Source organism: Methylobacterium sp. GXS13 (assembly GCF_001455965.1).
In the GTDB taxonomy this organism is placed as follows: Bacteria; Pseudomonadota; Alphaproteobacteria; order Rhizobiales; family Beijerinckiaceae; genus Methylobacterium.
Map to the genome: position 1 here is coordinate 1 of NZ_LKKO01000051.1, position 18,284 is coordinate 18,284.

An 18,284-nucleotide genomic window follows, 5' to 3' on the forward strand; every position below is an offset into this window, starting at 1 on the left:
CGGGGATGAGGGCGGATTTGGAGCCGGCGGAGAACCGGTCGGCGACCAGCGGCCCGGAGAACAGGCCACCGGATCCGGCTTCCCAGACCGAGACCGAGACCATGTCGCCGATGCCGATCACCGGCTCCGTGGACGGGCGGTGGTCGCCGAAGGAGGCGAGCAGGCTGTCGAGGGGGCGTCCGCGCAGGGCCTCGATCACGGATGGGGTGACGTCGATGATCTCGTAGCGGGCGAGCACGCCCCCGTCGGCCGTCGCGACTTCCGCGCCCGCCTCGATCGCGCTCGCCGTCGGACCCGCCGCGGGCAGATACGTGCAGCCCGACATCGCCGTCATGGCGAGCAGAGCGAGGGGAAGTTTGCGCATCCAGATGTTGCCCATCGGTTTTGCCGAGCCCGTGCCTAGCCCATAGCGGCTAGGGTGTCCGTAGCGGGTGGGCCACACTCCGCCCGCGACGGGCGAGAGGCCGGTTTCATCCTCGCTAAGCACAGCTTTTTCGGGGCAGACGCGGGATAAATGTGCGGCATGCGCCGGTTTCAGGCGGCGGACGACCGGGGTCAGTTGGCCTGGGTCACCGTCGTGCTGATCTGATCGTAGATCGGGACCATTCGGGAGCCGTAGTACCGGATGCTGCCCGCCACCACGGCGAAGATCAGGGCGCCGATCATGGCATATTCAATCGCCGTGGAGCCTCGTGCATCGCGGGCGAACCGCGCGGCGCGGGTGGGCGCCTGCCAGGCGCGGGCGCGGGCATAGAAACGGGATCGTCCGAGACGCGTCCCTGGCCTGTCGCAGCTCGGCTCAGCCATCCGTAACTCCGACTCCCGTTGCACGCGTCCACCTGGACGGACGCGCCGCACAGGCAGTGTCTAGCGCAGCGCCCATTGCCACGGGCTTAAGAGAGTCCGCGAAACGAGGCGTTTTCAGTACTGCACTCCGAAACATCGAAGGGCCGAGACCTGGACAGGTCCCGACCCCCTCTGAAGCATCCGTGTAGAACCGGGATCTCCCCGAGCTACAGAGCCAATGAAGAAAATACTCAGGCGTGGCCGGCCTTGTGCCGCAGATCATCGATCCGCTTGGACGCTTCGGCCTTGTCGATCTCGGCGTCGAACGCCTCCGGCTCCTTGGCCTCTTCCGACAGAGTCTTGAGATACGAAGCCTGCGCCCCGGTCATCGGCTCACCGCCGGTGGTCCACTGATCCGGATCCTTGATCTGGTTCGAGACATCCTTCGGATCCGTCTTCGGGTTCTCCTGGGTCGCGTCGTGCTTGTCCGCTGCCTTGGCCATGGGATTCTCGTTCCTGAAATGTTCCGCACTCGCCAATGAGAACGCGGCGCCCTCCCCGGGGTTCCGGCGGATATCGCGGCAGGACCGGTGTTCCCCAAAAAACCTTTCCTTCCCGTCCCCCGGTCCTATTGATGAAACGCGCGGCGCGCGGTTGCGCCCCTGAGCACGGGGATCCCGATGGCCTCGGAGAAGCGGATTCAGAACGCGGCCGAAGCGGCGGCCAGCGCAGCGCAGGTCCTCGTGGTGATGGGCGTCTCGGGCTCGGGCAAGAGCACCGTCGGCGCCCTGATCGCCGAACGACTCGGCTGGATCTTCGTCGACGGCGACAGCTTCCACACCCCCGAGCACGTGGCCAAGATGCACGCCGGCCACGCCCTGGACGACGAGGACCGCGCCCCGTGGCTGGCCCGGATCGCGGTCTGGATCCAGCACCGGCTCGCGGCCGGGGAATCCGGGGTGGTCGTCTGCTCGGCCCTGCGCCGGGCCTACCGGGACGTGCTCACACACGGAAGCCGGCGCGTGCGCATCGTCTACCTGGACGGCGACAGGGCCGTGGTTGCCCGGCGCCTCGCCGAGCGCCACGGCCACTTCATGTCACCCCGCCTGCTCGACAGCCAGTTCGCCACCCTGGAAGCCCCCGGCCCCGACGAGCACCCGATCAGCGTGGGGATCGATGCGCCGCCGGAGGTCATCGCCGACCGCGTCGTGGCGCAGCTCGCCGAAGAAGCCCACATCCGAGCCGAACGGAGCTGAACGATGGCAACGGACGCACAGAAGGCGACCGGCATCGCCCTGGTCATCTCCGATGTGGACGGCACGCTGGTGACCGACGACAAGCGGCTCGCCGCCTCGACGGTTGCGGCGGTGAAGCGCCTGCGCGCGGCCGGGATCGGCTTCACCATCGCCTCGGCCCGCCCGCCGCTCGGGCTGCGAACCCTCGTCGCCGAGCTGGGCCTCGACCTGCCGATGGGCGCGTTCAATGGTGCGAGCGTTGTCCGGCCGGACCTCTCGACCATCGAGGAGCGGCTGATCCCGGAGGCCGCCGCCCGCGAGGCCCTGGAGCGGCTCGAAGCCGAAAACCTCGATGCCTGGGTCTTCGCCTCGGGCGCCTGGTGGCTGCGCGACCCGGTCGGGCCCTATACCGACCTCGAGCGGCGGACGATCGGGGCCGAGCCGCGCGTGGTGGCCGATCTCGGCACGCTCATGGGGGCGGCCTCGAAGATCGTCGGCGTCAGCCCCGATCACGCCCATCTCGCCGCCTGCGAGGACCGGATCGGCACGGCGCTCGCCGAGCGCGCCACGGTGCACCGCTCGCAGGCCTATTACCTCGACGTGACGCCGCCCGGGCTCGACAAGGGCCAGTTCGTGACCTGGATGAGCCGCCATCTCGGCATCCCGCCCGAACGGATCGCGACCTTCGGAGATGCCGGCAATGACCGTCCGATGTTCGAACGCAGCGGTCTCTCAGTGGCGATGGGCAATGCCGAGCCGGCCGTGAAGGCCGCAGCCAGCGCGGTCACGGAAGGCAACGGCGCAGACGGCTTCGCCCACGGCGTCGCGCGCTTCATCCTCACCTGACGGCCGGCGGATCCCGCCCTCCTGTGGATAACCGGGATGGTTAATCCGACGGCGCATGCCTGTGGCTCACGGGGCACAGACGCGCCCGACATCCCCGTCGCCCACAGGCCGTCGAATCCAGGCCGCTTTCCGGCCTCATTTCCCCGCGACCTAGCTTGACCACAGAACAAGCAGGACCGGGTCCAAGAATGCATCGCCTTCTCCTGGCTGCCGCTCTCGCGGTCGTGCCCGTCGCCGCCTTCGGGCAGGGCGCGCACGACAACATCGACGCACTGATCGAGCAGCAGGCCAAGGCGAACGGCGTCCCGGCGAGCTTCGTCCACGCGGTGGTCAAGCGCGAGAGCAACTACAACCCAAAAGCGAAGGGTGGCAGCGCCCTCGGCCTGATGCAGATCAAGCACGCAACGGCGCGCAGCCTCGGCTATACCGGCGACGCCGCGGGGCTCTACGATCCGGCGACCAACCTGCGCTACGGCGTCGCCTATCTGGCGGGGGCCTATCGCACGGCCCAGGGCAACGTCAGCCAAGCCTACCAGTATTACAACCGCGGCTATTACTACGCAGCCAAGCGCCAGGGCATTTCCAGCGAAGTCGCAGCGGTGGTGGCCCCCGTGGCGGCCTCGGCGAGCGCCCTGGCGAGCCTGTTCGGCGGCGGCGTCAGCGATTCCAGCGCCGCTTCTGCGGCCCTGGCCTACGCGCCCACGTCCGCGGCGGTGGCGGCCGTGCCGACCGAGACGGTCGAGGTGCCGCTTCCGCCCCGGCGTCCGGCCGCCCTTAGCGGCGTGGCCGAATATGCGAGCCTCTCCGTCGAGCCGGCCGCTGCCGCCGCGAGCCCCATCGTGCAGATGGCCTCGGCCGAAACCGTGGAGGTGCCGCTGCCGCCGCGCCGGCCAGCCGGCCTCGCCAACGCGTTTGCGGAGGCCGCCCCGGCCCAGCTCGCCGAGCTGCGCCTGTCGCCGCAGGCCGAGACGACCGCCGTGACGCAGGGAATTGCGATGACGCCGGCGGCTGCGACGGCCCCGGTCGCCGAAGCGATCGAGGTGCCGCTGCCGCCGCGTCGGCCGTCGATCCAGCTGCTGGCCGCCGCCGCACCGCGCCGCGCGCCCGCAACCGCGCCCGTGCGCGAGGCTACGGCGATCCCCGTCGAGTGATACGGCGCACGGCAGGATCGGGCTTGGACAACCAGCGCTTGTCCAACATCTGCCCACACGAGGATCCTGCTCAAGGCTTGACCACCGGGCCGTTCCGCAACACATAGGCGCCACGCCAGCAACAGGGTTGGATCGATGCGGCCAGAGCCCGTCGATCGGTTGAAGCCGCCGGGCACAGGCGGCGCAATACAGATTTCAAGGCAGGATACGCCGGGCTTCGTACGAACAGTCGGGCAGCACCCGCTCAATCTGCGGGTGCGAATCAGAATTCATCTTGAAGTGGCAGACATGCAGGGCAAGCACTCTGCTTTCGGGCTGGCAGGAAAGCGGACGACGCCATGACCGGCGTGTTGGAACAGGAATCGCTCTTTCTCACGGATCTCGGGCGGCGCGTCAGGCACGCGCGCACCGTGCGCGGTTTGTCGCGCAAGGTGCTGTCCCAGACCTCGGGCCTCTCGGAGCGCTACATCGCGCAGCTCGAGGGCGGGCAGGGCAACGTCTCGATCATCCTGCTGCGGCGGGTGGCCAACGCCATGGGCGTTCGGCTGGACGACCTGATCACCGGCAATGACGGCCTGCCCGATTGGCCGGTTGTCCGCGACCTCCTCGGCCAGGCGAATCCGGCCCAGATCGCCGCCGCCAAGGAGGCGCTCTCCGGCGGCAGCCGCCCGGAATCCAGCGGCCGCCTGCGCGTGGCGCTGATCGGTCTGCGCGGCGCCGGCAAGTCGACCCTGGGCAAGCTCGCCGCCGAGCGCCTGGGCTGGACCTTCGTCGAGCTGAACGCCGAGATCGAGCGCGAGAACGCGCTCTCGGTGCAGGAGATCTTCGCGATCTACGGCCAGGAGGGTTACCGCCGGCTGGAGCAGGCGGCTCTGCGCCGCCTCACCGAGCATCCGGGCCCGCTGATCCTGGCGACCAGCGGCGGCATCGTGGCCGAGCCGCTGACCTACGACCTGCTGCTCCAGGCCTTCTACACGATCTGGCTCCGCGCCCGCCCCGAGGAGCACATGAGCCGGGTCCGCGAGCAGGGCCACCTGGCCACCACCGGCGACCATGCCTCGGCCATGCAGGAACTGCGCGCCGTGCTGGCGAGCCGGGAGCCGCTCTACGCCCGGGCTTCGGCCACGGTCGACACCTCCGACATCCCCCTCCAGACCATGGTCGACCGGCTGATCACGGCGATCGAGGCGCGGTTCGGCGACGCGATGGTTGCCGGCTGAGCAGCCTTCGGGACCGGTGACAGGGACGCCAGTGCGGCATCTCCCTCGCCCCCTGTACCCTTGATCGGCGTGGTGCGGCGCACCACGCTATGGCTTCGTCCCGCCCCAGTCCGCCAAGTTTGGGAACGCACGATGCCTGAGACCAAGCGCCCCGCGCATGGCCCCGCCGGTAGGACGATGTGCTAGGATGACCCGCGGTGGCAGGGCCCTTCACCGCGTCTGCCGCTGCGCCAAAGCTCCGCTGCAGCGTTCGGCCAGGGCAAGTGACCGGGCCCGATCCGCCGCCGCACCAGCGAAGCGCGAGCCCGACATCTCGATCATGAGCCACCGTCCATGAGCGCCAGCCCAGCCCTCAGCCCAGCCTTCCGTCAGGACACGGGCGACGTCGCGGTCTGCGATCCGGTCTGGTCGCGGCTGCGTGCCGAGGCCGAGGACGTGCTGCGCACCGAGCCCCAGCTCGCCTCCTTCATCGTCGCCACGGTCCTGAACCACGCCACCCTGGAGGGCGCCGTCTCCCACCGGGTCGCGGCCCGGCTGGGGCACCCGTCGCTGCCCGCCGAGCTCGTCGCCCATGCCTTCCACGAGGCGATCGGCGCCGATCCCGCCATCGGGCAGGCGTTCCGGGCCGATATCGGCGCGGTGATCGACCGGGATCCCGCGACGCTGCGGGCTCTGGAGCCGGTCCTGTACTTCAAGGGCTTCCACGCGCTCCAGGCCTACCGCTTGGCCCACCACGTCTGGACCCGGGGGCGGCGCGACCTCGCGCTCTACCTGCAGAGCCGGGTCTCCGAGGTGTTCCAGTGCGACATCCACCCGGCCGCCCGGATCGGCCGGGGCGTGTTCCTCGACCACGCCACCGGCCTGGTGGTCGGCTCGACCGCGGTGATCGAGGACGACGTGTCCATCCTCCACGGGGTGACACTCGGCGGCACCGGGAAGCAGCGCGGCGACCGCCATCCCAAGATCCGCCGCGGCGTGATGATCGGTGCCGGCGCCAAGATCCTCGGCAATATCGAGGTCGGCGCCTGCGCCCGCGTGGCGGCGGGCTCGGTGGTGCTACGGCCCGTCCCGGCCAACACAACGGTGGTGGGCGTGCCGGCGCGGGTCGTCGGCACCGCGGGCTGCGACGATCCGGCCCGGGCCATGGACCAGCTGGTCGCCCTCGACCAGTTCATCCACGTGGGCGACGGGATCTGACCCCGACAAGGCTGCGCTTGCCGCTCCGCCGCTCGCGTGGCAAGCCCTCCGCCGATCCGGGCGTCAGCGCCGCAACATCATTGTCGCCATGGGAGGCCAGACAGCGTGACCAAAGCCGAGACCGCGAAGCTGCAGGACTACCTGCGTCGCAAGTTCGCCAACAACAACATCCGCCTGACCGCGATGAAGACCGGCGATTCCGCCGAGGTGTTCATCGGCGAGGAGTCGATCGGCGTCATCGCCGACGACAAGGAGGACGGCGACGATTCCTTCGTCTTCCGCATGGCGATCCTCGACATCGACCTCGAGGAAGAGGCCTGAGGCACCCGACGCGGGCCGGGTTCCACCGGCCCGCGCCTGTGTACGGGTTAAGGCTAACCCGCGTGATTGCTTAACAATCAGTAAACCGTGTGGCTAAACTGCGCGCAGCCTTTTTAGGAGCGCGAATAATGGTCCTCACGCCTGCGGCCCTCGAATCGATCCGGACCTTGTGCATCGGCCTGGCCCTGTCCGGGCTGATTGCCAGCGCCTTCGAGCTGTTCGCGACGCGGCGGGCGAGCTTCAGCCTGCTGGAGCGTGGCGGCCTGCCGGCGGTGGCGGCCCTGCCGATGCTGGCCTTCTCGGCGCCGTTCATCATCCTGCGCAACACCCTGCGCGGCCGCAAGATCGAGGGCCGGCCGATGCCCTTCGTGATGCTGGCGACCGTCATCGCCTGCGGCTGGGGCCTGCTCTCAGGCCGGGTCGCCCTCGATCTGGCGGCGATGCTGGTCGGCGCCTGACGCTGTCTCACGGCTCCGCGGTCGCCACCTGCGCGGCGCCATCCCGGCCCTCCAGGGAGACCCAGGTCTGGCCGTCCTGGCCCGCGCGCTTGATGAAGCTGTAGCCGGTGCGCCGCCAGGGGCGGATCGCGTCGGTCTTGTTGTCGAGGATGAAGTCGCCCTGATCGGTGCGGACCGTCAGCACCGCGTGGCCCGCATTGGTCTCGTCGATCACCACGGTCATCAGCAGGGCCCGCCGCGGCAGGCCGCGCTCGGCCAGCATCCGCCGCTTGAGCAACTGGTAATCCTCGCAATCGCCGAACCCGTCATCGGGAAAATCCCAGCGGTCGACGACGCCCCAATGCGCCTGGTCGGTGATCGGCCGGATGCGGCTGTTCACCCGATGATTCACGCTTCGCAGGGTCCGCCACACCGCCACGGTGAGCGGGATCGCCGCGGGCTCTGCGGCGTCGATGCGGCATTCCTCCGGCATCCGCTCGCAGAACTCGGTCCAGCCGGTGATCGCGCCGACGGGGCCGTTGGCTTCGGGGGCGGTCGCGCCCTCCGGCAGGGTCAGGCGGGCATGGGCGTGGGTGTTGGCGCCGCCCAGCATCAGGATCGTCCCGACCAGGGCAAGGCTCGCGGCCTGGCGGGCTCGGCGGAGCGGCATCGACCATCCGCGCCAGTGCGGCGCGACGAGCGCGAGAGCCGGAATCCCACCATCCGCGTGCCGCATGGATCACGCCCCATCGACCGATGATGACGGGAAGGTGACACGCGCGGGTGCAACGCACAATGGTGGAAACGGCCGAATAAACGTCCGGCGCGCTCGATCGGTTCCGCTTTTTATGAGTGCGGCATCGGCGTTGCTGCCGCTTTGCGCATGCGCTGGCGGAATGGCCGCCCTGCCAGCTCACGGAAGCGCTTGATTCGAACCAGCTTTGCCGGCTTGAGACAGGGGATGCCCGCGGGTGGATTCGCGGGTGGATCAATCATTTCGCAAGAACCCGGCCATCCCCGCGCGGGATTGCCTCAGGCCAGAGAAGGATTTCACGATGCAGCCCGCCATCCAGCAGGTGATCAGAGCGCTCGCCGAGGATGGTCGGGCCGGGGCCATCGGCATCGCCGAGCACGCCGTGGAAGCCTATCTCGCCGGGTCGCCCACCGAGGGCGACCGTGCCCTGTCGCGCGACATCCTGGTCCGCGACCTCGCCAGCCTCCGGGGCATCGCCCCTCACCTCGCCGGCTTCATCGGCCGTGTCGAGACCTTCGTGGCGAACCTCGCGCAGCCGTCGCTGAGCCGCGCCGCCTGAGCAAGACCTCTCGGGACCCCGTCCCGAGCCCGACCACAGGGCCTGAGGTCCTTTGGAAACCCCGAACGGACTGGCGGGCCGAAGGCCCGTTCAGCGGTTGGCGGTGGTGACCGGCGAGGTGACGCCGCCGAGCGAGACCCAGGCCGTCGCGTCCTGGCTCTCGCGCTTGATGAACACGTAGCCGGTCTTGTGCCAGGCCTCGATCACGTTGGTCTTGTTGTCGAGGATCAGGTCGCCCCGGTCGGTGATCAGGGTCAGGACCGCGTGGCCCTCGCCCTTCTCGTCGATCACCACGGTCATGCGCATCGCCCGCCGGGGCAGGCCGGCCTCGGCCAGCAGATGGCGCTTGAGCAGCTGGAAATCCTCGCAATCGCCGATGCCATCCTCGGCGAGGTCCCAGCGGTCGGCGACATGGAGATGCTCCATGTCGGTCTTTGGCTCGACCGACTTGTTCACCCGGCGGTTCACTGAGACGATCGTCGCCCAGATTGCCGGCGTCAGGCTGATGCGGGCCGGCTCGCTTCGGTCCACCGCGCATTCCACCGCGTAGGATTGGCAGAACGTCACCCAGGCCGCGATCGGGCGGGCATCGCCGAGCACCTTGGCACCGTTCTCCGCGGGCAGGCTCGCCAGGGTCTGGGCCTCGGCGGTCGCCGCGAGGCCGAACAGCACCAGCGCGCCAGCGAGCGTCACCCGAACCGTCTTGAGAAGCCCCGCGCCCATCGAACCCGTCCTCGTTGTTGAGGACAGGATTGCGCCGCAGAGCCTCCGCGGCGCTGAAGCGGATCGGCGCAATTTTATCGATTCGCCCGCGGCGGCGGGCTCTAGCGCGACACCGTCGATGGGCGCCTTGAGAAACCCGGACAATCCGCGGCTTCCGGTTCGGAAACCGGAAACCTTGAGGGTGCGTTACGGTCCGTAGAAGAGCCGGATCACCCCGCCGTCTGGTCGAGCTTGCGCTCCGTCTCGCCCTTCAGCTCCGGAAAATCCGCCTGCGTGTAGGCTCGGCCCCGGTGCGGGTCCTCGGTGACGCCGTCATGCTCCAGGCGGCGCAGTTGCACACGGCGGATCTTGCCCGAGATGGTCTTGGGCAGCTCGGTGACGAATTCGAGCCCGCGCAGCCGCTTGAACGTCGCCAGCCGGGCATTGGTGAAGCGGAAGATATCGAGCGCCGTCTCCGGGCCGACCGAGGCGCCCGCCACCAGCGAGACATAGGCCTTCGGGATCGTGTGGCGCATCGGATCGGGGATCGGCACCACCGCGGCTTCCGCCACCGCCGGATGCTCGATCAGCACGCTCTCCAGCTCGAACGGGCTGATCCGGTAGCCGGAGGATTTGAACACGTCATCGGCGCGGCCCACGAAGGTGTAGCATCCCTGGTCGTCCACGAAGGCGACGTCGCCGGTGCGGTAGAGCGCGCCGTCCGCGCCCGACAGGTTGCCGCTGCCGTCGTCGTAGCCTTGCATCAGACCCGCGGGGCGATGCGCGCCGAGTTCGAGGCAGACCTCGCCCTCGCTGGCCGGCTCGCCATCCGCGTCGAGGACGCGCACGCGATAGCCGGGCAGCGGCCGGCCGAGGGCGCCGGGCACCACCGGCTGTCCGGGCGTGTTGGCCATCAGGGCCGTGCTCTCGGTCTGGCCGTAGCCGTCGCGGATCGTGACACCCCAGGCGTCCTTCACCCGCTCGATCACCTCGGGGTTCAGGGGCTCGCCGGCGGCGCAGATCTCGCGCAAAGCCAGCGTCCGGCCGGTCAGATCCTCCTGGATGATCATCCGCCAGACGGTGGGCGGCGCGCAGAGCGTGGTGGCGCGCGTGCGCTCGAGTTGCGTGAGCAGCGCGGCCGCATTGAACGGCGCCTGGTTGATCACCAGGATGGTCGCGCCGGCATTCCAGGGGGCGAAGAACGACGACCAGGCATGCTTGGCCCAGCCCGGCGAGGAGACGTTGCAATGCACGTCCCCCGGCTTGAGCCCGAGCCAGTACATGGTCGAGAGCGCCCCGACCGGATAGGAGCGGTGGCTGTGGCGCACCAGCTTCGGCTTCGCGGTGGTGCCGGAGGTGAAGTAGAGCAGCAGCGGGTCGTCGGCCGCGGTCGGCCCGTCGGGGGTGAAGGTCTCGGGCGCGCTAAACGCGTCGTCGTAGGCGCTCCAGCCCTCCGTCGCCGCACCGGTGACGATGCGGATCGCGCCGCCGGTCTCCAGGCCGGCGAAGCGCCCGAGCTGCTCCGGGCCGGCGATGATTGCCCGGGGCCGGCCGCGGGCCAGGCGGTCGGCGAGCTCGTCCGCGGTGAGCAGGGTGGTGGCCGGGATGACCACGGCCCCGAGCTTCATCGCCGCCAGCATGGTCTCCCACAGGGCCGGGACGTTGCCGAGCAGCAGGAGCAGGTGGTCGCCGCGCTTCAGCCCGAGCCCGCGCAGGTGGTTGGCGACCTGGTTGGACCGGCGCGCCATCTCCCGGAAGGTCAGGCTCTGCTCGGCGCCGCTGGCGGCCTCGACGATGTGCAGCGCGGTGCGGTCGCGGCTTTCCGGGCCGGCGAGCTCGGCGTCGAACCAATCGAGCGCCCAGTTGAACGGCACCGGGTCCGGCCAGGCGAAGGCCGAAACGGCCGCCGCGTAGTCGGTACGATGGGCCAGCAGAAGATCGCGGGCCTCCCGGAAGCTAGGCATGGTCGTTCCCCCCGTCGTTATTCGTAGGCTCTTGGATCCCCTCCCCCCTCTGCGGGGGAGGGTGGCCCCTGCGTCAGCAGGGGTCGGGTCGGGACGAAGTCCCGCAAGAGGGGAGCGCCATATCCGGAATGGTCGCGACGGGCGTCATACTCTGCTGCGTCGCGCTGCCCCTCTCCCGACCCGCTTCGCGGGCCACCCTCCCCCGCAGAGGGGGGAGGGAAAATCGGAATTACGTGTTCTCGAACCGGGCCGGCCGCTTCTCCACGAAGGCGGCCATGCCCTCCTTCTGGTCCTGGGTGGCGAACATCGCGTGGAAGACCCGGCGCTCGAAGCGCACGCCCTCGGTCAGCGTGGTCTCGTAGGAGCGGTTGACCGCCTCCTTGGTCATCATGGCAATCGGCAGCGACATCGACGCGATGGTCTCGGCCGCCTTCAGCGCCTCGTCGAGGAGCTGGTCCGCGGGGATCACCCGGGAGACCAGGCCGGCGCGCTCGGCCTCGGCGGAATCCATCATCCGGCCGGTCAGGCACATCTCCATGGCCTTCGACTTGCCGACGAAGCGGGTGAGCCGCTGGCTGCCGCCGATCCCCGGCATGACGCCGAGCTTGATCTCGGGCTGACCGAACTGCGCCGTGTCGGCGGCCAGGATGAAGTCGCACATCATGGCGAGTTCGCAGCCGCCGCCCAGCGCGTAGCCCGCCACCGCGGCGATGATCGGCGTGCGCACGGACGTGAACCGCTCCCAGTCGGCGAAGCGGTCGCCAGCATACATCTCCGCGTAGGTCGCGTGCTGCATCTCCTTGATGTCGGCCCCGGCCGCGAAGGCCTTGGCCGAGCCGGTGATGACGATGCAGCCGATGCCCGGATCGGCATCCGCCTCGGTCGCCGCCCGGATCACCTCAGCCGTGAGCTGCGCGTTGATGGCGTTGAGCGCCTTGGGGCGGTTGAGGGTGATCAGCAGGACCCGCCCGCGCGTCTCCGTCAGGATCGTCTCGTAGGCGTCCATCACGACTCACTCCCCGATCCGCGAAGCATACGGATGATCGCGGAAAAGTCCTCTCCCCCGTGGCCCAGGCCCTCGAACAGCCCGTAGATCTGTGCGGCCTCGGCGCCGAGCGGCGTCGCCGCCCCCGAGGCCAGCGCCGCCGCCTGTGCCAGGCGGAGGTCCTTGAGCATCAGCGCGGCGGCAAATCCCGGCTTGTAGCCGGCATTGGCCGGCGAGGTCGGCACCGGACCCGGCACCGGGCAATAGGTGGTGAGCGACCAGCACTGGCCGGAGGAGACCGAGGCGACGTCGTAGAGCGCCTGGTGCGACAGCCCGAGCTTTTCGCCCAGCGCGAAGGCCTCGCTGACGCCGATCATCGAGATCCCGAGGATCATGTTATTGCAGATCTTGGCCGCCTGGCCGGCGCCGGCCGCGCCGCAATGGAACACGTTCTTGCCCATGGCCTTCAGCAGGGGCTCAGCCTTCGCGAAGGCCGCCTCGGCTCCGCCAGCCATGAAGGTCAGCGTCCCGGCCTTGGCGCCGCCGGTCCCGCCGGAGACCGGCGCATCCACCGACAGGCAGCCCCGCGCCTCGGCGAGGCCGTGGGCCTTGCGCGAGCTCTCGACATCCACCGTCGAGGAATCGATCAGCAGGGTGCCGCCCGGCAGGGCGTCGGCGAGCTGGGTCCAGACCTCGACCACGTGCCGCCCGGCGGGCAGCATGGTGACCACCACCTCCGCCCCCTCGGCCGCCTCCAGGGCCGAGCCCGCCACCGCGACCCCCGCTTCCCGGGCCGCCTCCAGGGAAGCCGGCGCGAGATCGAACCCGCGCACCTCATGCCCCGCCTTCACGAGGTTGGCCGCCATGGGCCCGCCCATGTTGCCGAGACCGATGAACCCGATGGTCTGTGCCATCATACCCCTCCCGTTCGCTTGTTATTGCCCCTCCAAACCATCCCCTCATCCTGAGGTGCGGCGAAGCCGCCTCGAAGGAGGGCTCCAGGGATCGCGCGGCGGCTGGAGGGCTCCTTCGAGGCCCGGCGATCTGTGTTCGCCGGGCACCTCAGGATGAGGGTGTGCTTGGGAGAAACCGCCTCACATCACACCGGCCCCGTGCGGCCTTGCGAAAACACCGGCTCCGCCCGCGGATCGAGCCAGCTTGCGATCCGGGCCGGATCGACCGCGTCGAGGCTCGGCGGGTTCCAGCGCGGGCTCTTGTCCTTGTCGATCACCGCCGCCCGGATGCCCTCGCGGAAATCGCCCTCCTCCAGCAGCGCCAGCGAGGCGTGGAACTCGCGCTCCAGGCAGGCTTCGAGGTTGGGCGAGCGCCGGCCGAGGCGCAGCAGGCAAAGCGTCAGGACCAGGCTCGACGGGGACTTGGTCAGCAGGGTCTTGCGGGTCGCCGCTGCGAAGGCGGAGCCGTCCGCCGCCAGGGCCGACAGGATCTCGTCGACCATGTCGAAGCCGAAGCAGCGTTCGATGGTCTCGCGATGCTGCGCCAGGGGCGGTTCGCCGGGATCGCGCGTCAGCCGGCCGAGCGCGTCCCGGACTCCCGCATCGCCGGCATTGGGGGGCAGCGCCGACAGCGCGTCGATCAGGTCGGGGAGCGCCTGCGTGGGCACCAGCAGATCGGCGAGCCCGCAAAAAATCGCTTCGGCGGCGCCGACCGGCTCTCCAGTGAGGCCGAGATAGGTGCCGACTTGGCCAGGCGCCCGCGGCAGCAGCCAGGTGCCGCCGACATCCGGCAGGTAGCCAATGCCGGTCTCCGGCATGGCGACGCGCGAGCGCTCGGTGACGACCCGGTGGGCGGCATGCCCCGCGAGACCGACGCCGCCGCCCATGGTGATGCCGTCCATCACCGCCACGAACGGTTTTTCGTAGGCCGCAATCCGCGCGTCAAGCCGGTACTCGTCCCGCCAGAAGGCTTCCGCGAACGCGGCACCCGGGTTGTCGTACAGGCCGCGCAGGTCGCCGCCGGCGCAGAGGCCGCGCTCGCCCTCGCCGGTGAGCAGCACCGCAGCGAGGCCGGGATCGGCGGAGAACTGGTTCAGGGCCGCGTCGATCTCCCGGACCATGCCGTGGGTCAGGGCGTTCAGGGCCTTGGGCCGGTCGAGGCGCAGGCGCCCCAGAGCGCCGACGCGCTCGACGATCACATCGGACATCAGCGTCCCCCGGTCAGCGCGCGGGCGATGATCACCCGCATGATCTCGTTGGTGCCTTCGAGGATCTGGTGCACGCGCAGGTCCCGGACGATCTTCTCGATCCCGTACTCGGCGAGATAGCCGTAGCCGCCGTGCAGCTGCAGGGCCTGGTTGGCGACCTCGAAGGCAGCGTCGGTAACGTGGCGCTTGGCCATGGCGCAGAGCTGCGTCGCGGCGGGATCCTTGGCATCGAGCGCGGCCGCGGCGTGGCGCAGGAAGGTGCGCGACACCTCCAGCGACGTGGCCATGTCGGCCAGCCGGAACTGCAGCGCCTGGAAGTCGGTGAGCTTCGCCCCGAAGGCGCGCCGGTCGCCCATATAGGCCAGGGTCTTGTCGAGGGCCGACTGGGCGCCGCCCAGCGCGCAGGCGGCGATGTTGAGGCGGCCGCCATCGAGGCCGCTCATGGCGATGCGGAAGCCCTGGCCCTCCGCGCCCAGGCGGTTGGCCACCGGCACCCGGCAGCCGTCGAACCGCACGGCCCGGGTCGGCTGCGCGTTCCAGCCCATCTTGCGCTCTTCCACGCCGAAGGAGAGGCCGGGCGTCCCCTTCTCGACCACGATCGCCGAGATGCCCTTCGGCCCCGCCGCGCCGGTGCGGACCATGCAGATGTAGAGGTCGCTGACGCCGGCGCCGGAGATGAACTGCTTCTCGCCGGTGAGGACGTAATGGTCGCCGTCCCGCTCGGCGCGGGTGCGGAGCGCCGCCGCGTCGGAGCCCGAGCCCGGCTCGGTCAGGCAGTAGCTGGCGATCGTCTCCATGCCCATCAGGGCCGGGATCCAGCGCTGGCGCTGGTCCGCGTCGCCGTAGGCGTCGATCATCCAGGCGCACATGTTGTGGATCGACAGGAACGCCGCCACGGTCGGGCAGCCGGTGCTCAGCGCCTCGAAGATCAGGGCGGCGTCGAGTCGCGACAAACCGGAGCCGCCGACATCCTCACGCACGTCGATGCCGGCCATGCCGAGCGCCGCGGCCGCCCGCAGGGTGTCGACCGGGAAGGTCTTGTCCCGGTCCCAGTCGAGGGCGTGCGGCGCGATATGCTCGGCCGTGAAGCCCAGCGCCATCTCGCGGATCGCGGTCCGATCCTCATCGAGCCCGAAACTCATGGGCGTCACTCCACTAGGTCAGAACACGGCACCTGCCCCTATGCGGGGGTAGGATCACCCGGCGGGTTCGGCACCAAACCTCTGAACCACCACGCTCTCCCCTCCCCCTTGCGGGGAGGGGTCAGGGGTGGGGGTGGTTCCGGATGGAACCCGGCGGTGCCTTCTGCACCGCCCCCACCTCCAACGCCTCCCCGCAAGGGGGAGGAGAGCGCGTCGTGCATCCGGCGCGCATCGGAGCCGGCAAGGGCGGAGGCGGCCCTACCGCATCGTCGGGATGGAGAACTCCGCCCCGCTCTTGATGCCGCTCGGCCAGCGCTGCGTCACCGTCTTGGTCTTGGTGTAGAAGCGGATCGCGTCCGGCCCGTGCTGGTTGAGGTCGCCGAAGCCGGAGCGCTTCCAGCCGCCGAAGGTGTGGTAGGCGATCGGCACCGGAATCGGCACGTTGACGCCGACCATGCCGACATTCACCCGGGCGGTGAAGTCGCGCGCCGCGTCGCCGTCCTGGGTGAAGATCGCGACGCCGTTGCCGTATTGGTGGGTCGAGGGCAGCGCCAGGGCCTCCTCGTAGTTCTGCGCCCGGACCACCGAGAGGACGGGACCGAAGATCTCTTCCTTGTAGATGGTCATGTCGGGGGTGACACGGTCGAACAGCGAGCCGCCCATGTAGAAGCCGTTCTCGTAGCCCTGGAGCTTGAAGCCGCGGCCGTCGACGGCCAGGTGCGCGCCCTCGGCGACGCCCTGGTCGATGTAGCCCGCGACCTTCCGGACCGCCTCGGCGGTGACCAGCGGCCCGTAATCGGCCGAGCCGTCATGCGACGGGCCGATCTTGAGCGACTCGACCCGCGGGATCAGCTTCTCCATGAGCCGGTCGGCCGTGGCCTCGCCCACCGGCACCGCCACCGAGATCGCCATGCAGCGCTCGCCGGCCGAGCCGTAGCCGGCGCCGATCAGAGCATCGACGACCTGACCCATATCGGCGTCGGGCATGATGATCATGTGGTTCTTAGCGCCGCCAAAGCACTGGGCGCGCTTGCCGGTCTGAGCGGAGCGTACGTAGATGTATTCGGCGATCTGCGAGGAGCCGACGAAGCCCACCGCGCGGATGTCCTCGTCGTCGAGGATCGCGTCGACGGCTTCCTTGTCGCCGTTGACGACGTTGAGGATGCCTGGCGGCAGACCGGCCTCTAGGAAGATCTCGGCGATGCGCAGCGGCACGCTCGGGTCGCGCTCGGACGGCTTCAGGATGAAGGCGTTGCCGCAGGCGATGGCCGGGGCGCATTTCCACAGCGGGATCATGGCCGGGAAGTTGAACGGCGTGATGCCGGCGACGACGCCCAACGGCTGGCGCAGGGAATAGACGTCGATGCCAGGGCCGGCGCCCTCGGTGTACTCGCCCTTGAGCAGGTGCGGGATTCCGCAGGCGAACTCGACCACCTCGACGCCGCGCTGAATGTCGCCCTTTGCGTCCGGCACGGTCTTGCCGTGCTCGGAGGCGAGCAGCTCGGCCAGGGCGTCGTTCTCGCCGCGAATGAGTTCGAGGAAGCGCATCATCACCCGGGCGCGCTTCTGCGGGTTGGTGGCCGCCCAGGCCGGCTGGGCCGCCGCGGCGTTCTCCACGGCGGCGCGCATCTCGGCCTTGCTGGCCAGTGCGACCTTGGCCTGGACCTCGCCGGTCGAGGGGTGGAACACGTCGGCGAATCGCCCGCTCTCGCCGCCGACGAGACGGCCGCCGATGAAGTGTCCGATCGTGCGCATGAGCGCCTCCCTGTTGTCGTTATCGATTTGGTTTTGGCGCAGCCTAACAGGATCGCTTGAACGATAAAGCCGGATGCGCTTACAGCCGTCGTGCATCGATGCACAGCGGGTTTGCGGGCATGAGCCGGACGGGGCGCAACTGGGACGACCTGCGGTTCTTCCTGGCAGTGGCGCGCACCGGCACCCTGAGCGCCGCCGCCGCGCGCACCGGCACCGAGCACACAACGGTTGGGCGCAGGATCCGCGCCCTGGAAGAGGGGCTCGGCGCCCGGCTGTTCCATCGCAGCAACCTCGGCTACGCGCTCACCGAGGATGGCGCCCACCTGCTGACCGTGGCCGAGGCCATGGAGAGCGCGTTCCTGTCGGCCAAGACCGCCACCGAGGCGGGCGCCCGGGCCGTCTCCGGCACGGTGCGGATCGGCGCCCCGGACGGGTTCGGCAGCCTGTTCCTGGCCTCGCGGATGCACCGGCTGACCGAGCGCCATCCGAGACTGGAGGTCGAGATCATGGCGACCGCGCGGATTTTCAGCCTGTCGAAGCGCGAGGCCGACATCGTCATCGGCCTGTCGACCCCGCAGCAGGCCCGGGTGGTGGCCCGCCGGCTCACCGATTACCGGCTGTTCGTCTACGGGTCCGACGCCTACCTCGCCGCCGCGGCGCCGATCACGGCCGTCTCGGACCTCACGGCGCATCCCTTCGTCGGCTATATCGAGGACATGCTGTTCGCGCGCGAGCTCAACTATCTCGGCGCCCTGGAGCCCTCCGTCTCGGCGCGGCTGCGCTCGACCAACCTGCTGGCCCAGGTCCACGCGACGCTGAACGGCGCCGGCCTGTGCATCCTGCCGGCCTTCATCGCGGCGGCCCATCCCGGGCTGGCCCCGGTGCTGCCCGAGGCGGTGTCGCTGACGCGCTCGTTCCACATGCACATCCACGAGGACCACCGGAAGGCGGCCCATATCCGGGCGGTGGCGGGCTTCATCGCCGGGGAGGTCGAGGCGGCCTTCCTGCTGTTCGCCGGGCCGGCGGTGTAAGCGGCGGCGGTTTCGCGGCGGCGGCCCGCACCGTAAGA

Annotated in this window: 18 protein-coding genes and 2 pseudogenes; 9 read left to right on the plus strand and 11 right to left on the minus strand. The window is 69.8% G+C overall.

The window, feature by feature from the left end; all coding sequences use genetic code 11:
• The 3 genes and pseudogenes from AO398_RS18665 to AO398_RS18670 form a co-directional block, all read right to left on the minus strand.
• A pseudogene (locus tag AO398_RS18665) lies at positions 1-364 on the minus strand (sugar transporter); the annotation flags it as partial.
• 191 nt (positions 365-555) lie between these two features.
• A complete protein-coding gene (locus AO398_RS27595) occupies positions 556-807 on the minus strand; it encodes a hypothetical protein (RefSeq protein ID WP_082643342.1) in 252 nt (83 codons plus the stop codon).
• 230 nt (positions 808-1,037) lie between these two features.
• The gene (locus AO398_RS18670; protein WP_058193625.1) at positions 1,038-1,289 is read right to left on the minus strand and encodes a DUF3072 domain-containing protein; all 252 of its coding nucleotides are present in this window, start codon (positions 1,287-1,289) and stop codon (positions 1,038-1,040) included.
• A gap of 177 nt (positions 1,290-1,466) precedes the next feature.
• On the opposite strand from AO398_RS18670, the gene AO398_RS18675 reads away from it, so the two are divergent.
• The 7 genes and pseudogenes from AO398_RS18675 to AO398_RS18705 all read left to right on the plus strand — a co-directional run bounded on the left by AO398_RS18675 (position 1,467) and on the right by AO398_RS18705 (position 7,214).
• Entirely contained in the window at positions 1,467-2,042 is a 576-nt protein-coding gene (locus tag AO398_RS18675; protein ID WP_058193627.1) for a gluconokinase, read from the plus strand.
• A gap of 3 nt (positions 2,043-2,045) precedes the next feature.
• Positions 2,046-2,867, plus strand: a complete 822-nt coding sequence (locus AO398_RS18680) for a Cof-type HAD-IIB family hydrolase (RefSeq protein ID WP_058193628.1) — start codon at positions 2,046-2,048, stop codon at positions 2,865-2,867.
• Between the two features lie 188 nt (positions 2,868-3,055).
• Positions 3,056-4,018, plus strand: a complete 963-nt coding sequence (locus tag AO398_RS18685) for a transglycosylase SLT domain-containing protein (RefSeq protein ID WP_058193630.1) — start codon at positions 3,056-3,058, stop codon at positions 4,016-4,018.
• 335 nt (positions 4,019-4,353) lie between these two features.
• Positions 4,354-5,238 (plus strand): annotated as a pseudogene (locus tag AO398_RS18690) (helix-turn-helix transcriptional regulator); the annotation flags it as partial.
• A 333-nt stretch (positions 5,239-5,571) separates the two neighbouring features.
• A complete protein-coding gene (cysE, locus tag AO398_RS18695) occupies positions 5,572-6,435 on the plus strand; it encodes a serine O-acetyltransferase (RefSeq protein ID WP_058193634.1) in 864 nt (287 codons plus the stop codon).
• Between the two features lie 105 nt (positions 6,436-6,540).
• Positions 6,541-6,756: a DUF3126 family protein gene (locus AO398_RS18700; protein WP_007565940.1), complete on the plus strand. Its 216-nt coding sequence runs from the start codon at positions 6,541-6,543 to the stop codon at positions 6,754-6,756.
• Positions 6,757-6,884: 128 nt separating this feature from the next.
• Positions 6,885-7,214, plus strand: a complete 330-nt coding sequence (locus tag AO398_RS18705) for a hypothetical protein (protein ID WP_058193636.1) — start codon at positions 6,885-6,887, stop codon at positions 7,212-7,214.
• A 7-nt stretch (positions 7,215-7,221) separates the two neighbouring features.
• On the opposite strand, the gene AO398_RS18710 is transcribed toward AO398_RS18705, so the two are convergent.
• Positions 7,222-7,929, minus strand: a complete 708-nt coding sequence (locus AO398_RS18710) for a transglutaminase-like cysteine peptidase (protein ID WP_058193638.1) — start codon at positions 7,927-7,929, stop codon at positions 7,222-7,224.
• Between the two features lie 319 nt (positions 7,930-8,248).
• Between AO398_RS18710 and AO398_RS18715 the strand changes: the two genes are divergently transcribed.
• On the plus strand, positions 8,249-8,506 hold the full coding sequence (locus tag AO398_RS18715) for a hypothetical protein (protein WP_007565945.1): 258 nt from the start codon (positions 8,249-8,251) through the stop codon (positions 8,504-8,506).
• A 90-nt stretch (positions 8,507-8,596) separates the two neighbouring features.
• On the opposite strand, the gene AO398_RS18720 is transcribed toward AO398_RS18715, so the two are convergent.
• The 7 genes from AO398_RS18720 to AO398_RS18750 form a co-directional block, all read right to left on the minus strand.
• Positions 8,597-9,229, minus strand: a complete 633-nt coding sequence (locus AO398_RS18720; RefSeq protein WP_058193640.1) for a transglutaminase-like cysteine peptidase — start codon at positions 9,227-9,229, stop codon at positions 8,597-8,599.
• A 209-nt stretch (positions 9,230-9,438) separates the two neighbouring features.
• On the minus strand, positions 9,439-11,172 hold the full coding sequence (locus AO398_RS18725) for an AMP-binding protein (RefSeq protein WP_058193642.1): 1,734 nt from the start codon (positions 11,170-11,172) through the stop codon (positions 9,439-9,441).
• 229 nt (positions 11,173-11,401) lie between these two features.
• A complete protein-coding gene (locus AO398_RS18730) occupies positions 11,402-12,178 on the minus strand; it encodes an enoyl-CoA hydratase (protein WP_201025799.1) in 777 nt (258 codons plus the stop codon).
• Positions 12,178-13,071, minus strand: a complete 894-nt coding sequence (mmsB, locus tag AO398_RS18735) for a 3-hydroxyisobutyrate dehydrogenase (protein WP_058193682.1) — start codon at positions 13,069-13,071, stop codon at positions 12,178-12,180. The genes AO398_RS18730 and mmsB overlap by 1 nt, the downstream gene beginning before the upstream one ends.
• A gap of 185 nt (positions 13,072-13,256) precedes the next feature.
• Positions 13,257-14,318, minus strand: a complete 1,062-nt coding sequence (locus AO398_RS18740; protein ID WP_058193646.1) for an enoyl-CoA hydratase/isomerase family protein — start codon at positions 14,316-14,318, stop codon at positions 13,257-13,259.
• Complete coding sequence (locus AO398_RS18745; RefSeq protein WP_058193648.1) at positions 14,318-15,460, minus strand: isobutyryl-CoA dehydrogenase; 1,143 nt, start codon at positions 15,458-15,460, stop codon at positions 14,318-14,320. Before AO398_RS18745 ends, AO398_RS18740 begins: the two co-directional genes overlap by 1 nt.
• Before the next feature lie 258 nt (positions 15,461-15,718).
• On the minus strand, positions 15,719-17,215 hold the full coding sequence (locus AO398_RS18750) for a CoA-acylating methylmalonate-semialdehyde dehydrogenase (protein ID WP_058193650.1): 1,497 nt from the start codon (positions 17,213-17,215) through the stop codon (positions 15,719-15,721).
• Positions 17,216-17,334: 119 nt separating this feature from the next.
• Between AO398_RS18750 and AO398_RS18755 the strand changes: the two genes are divergently transcribed.
• Entirely contained in the window at positions 17,335-18,246 is a 912-nt protein-coding gene (locus AO398_RS18755) for a LysR family transcriptional regulator (RefSeq protein ID WP_058193686.1), read from the plus strand.
• The last annotated feature ends 38 nt before the right edge of the window (positions 18,247-18,284 follow it).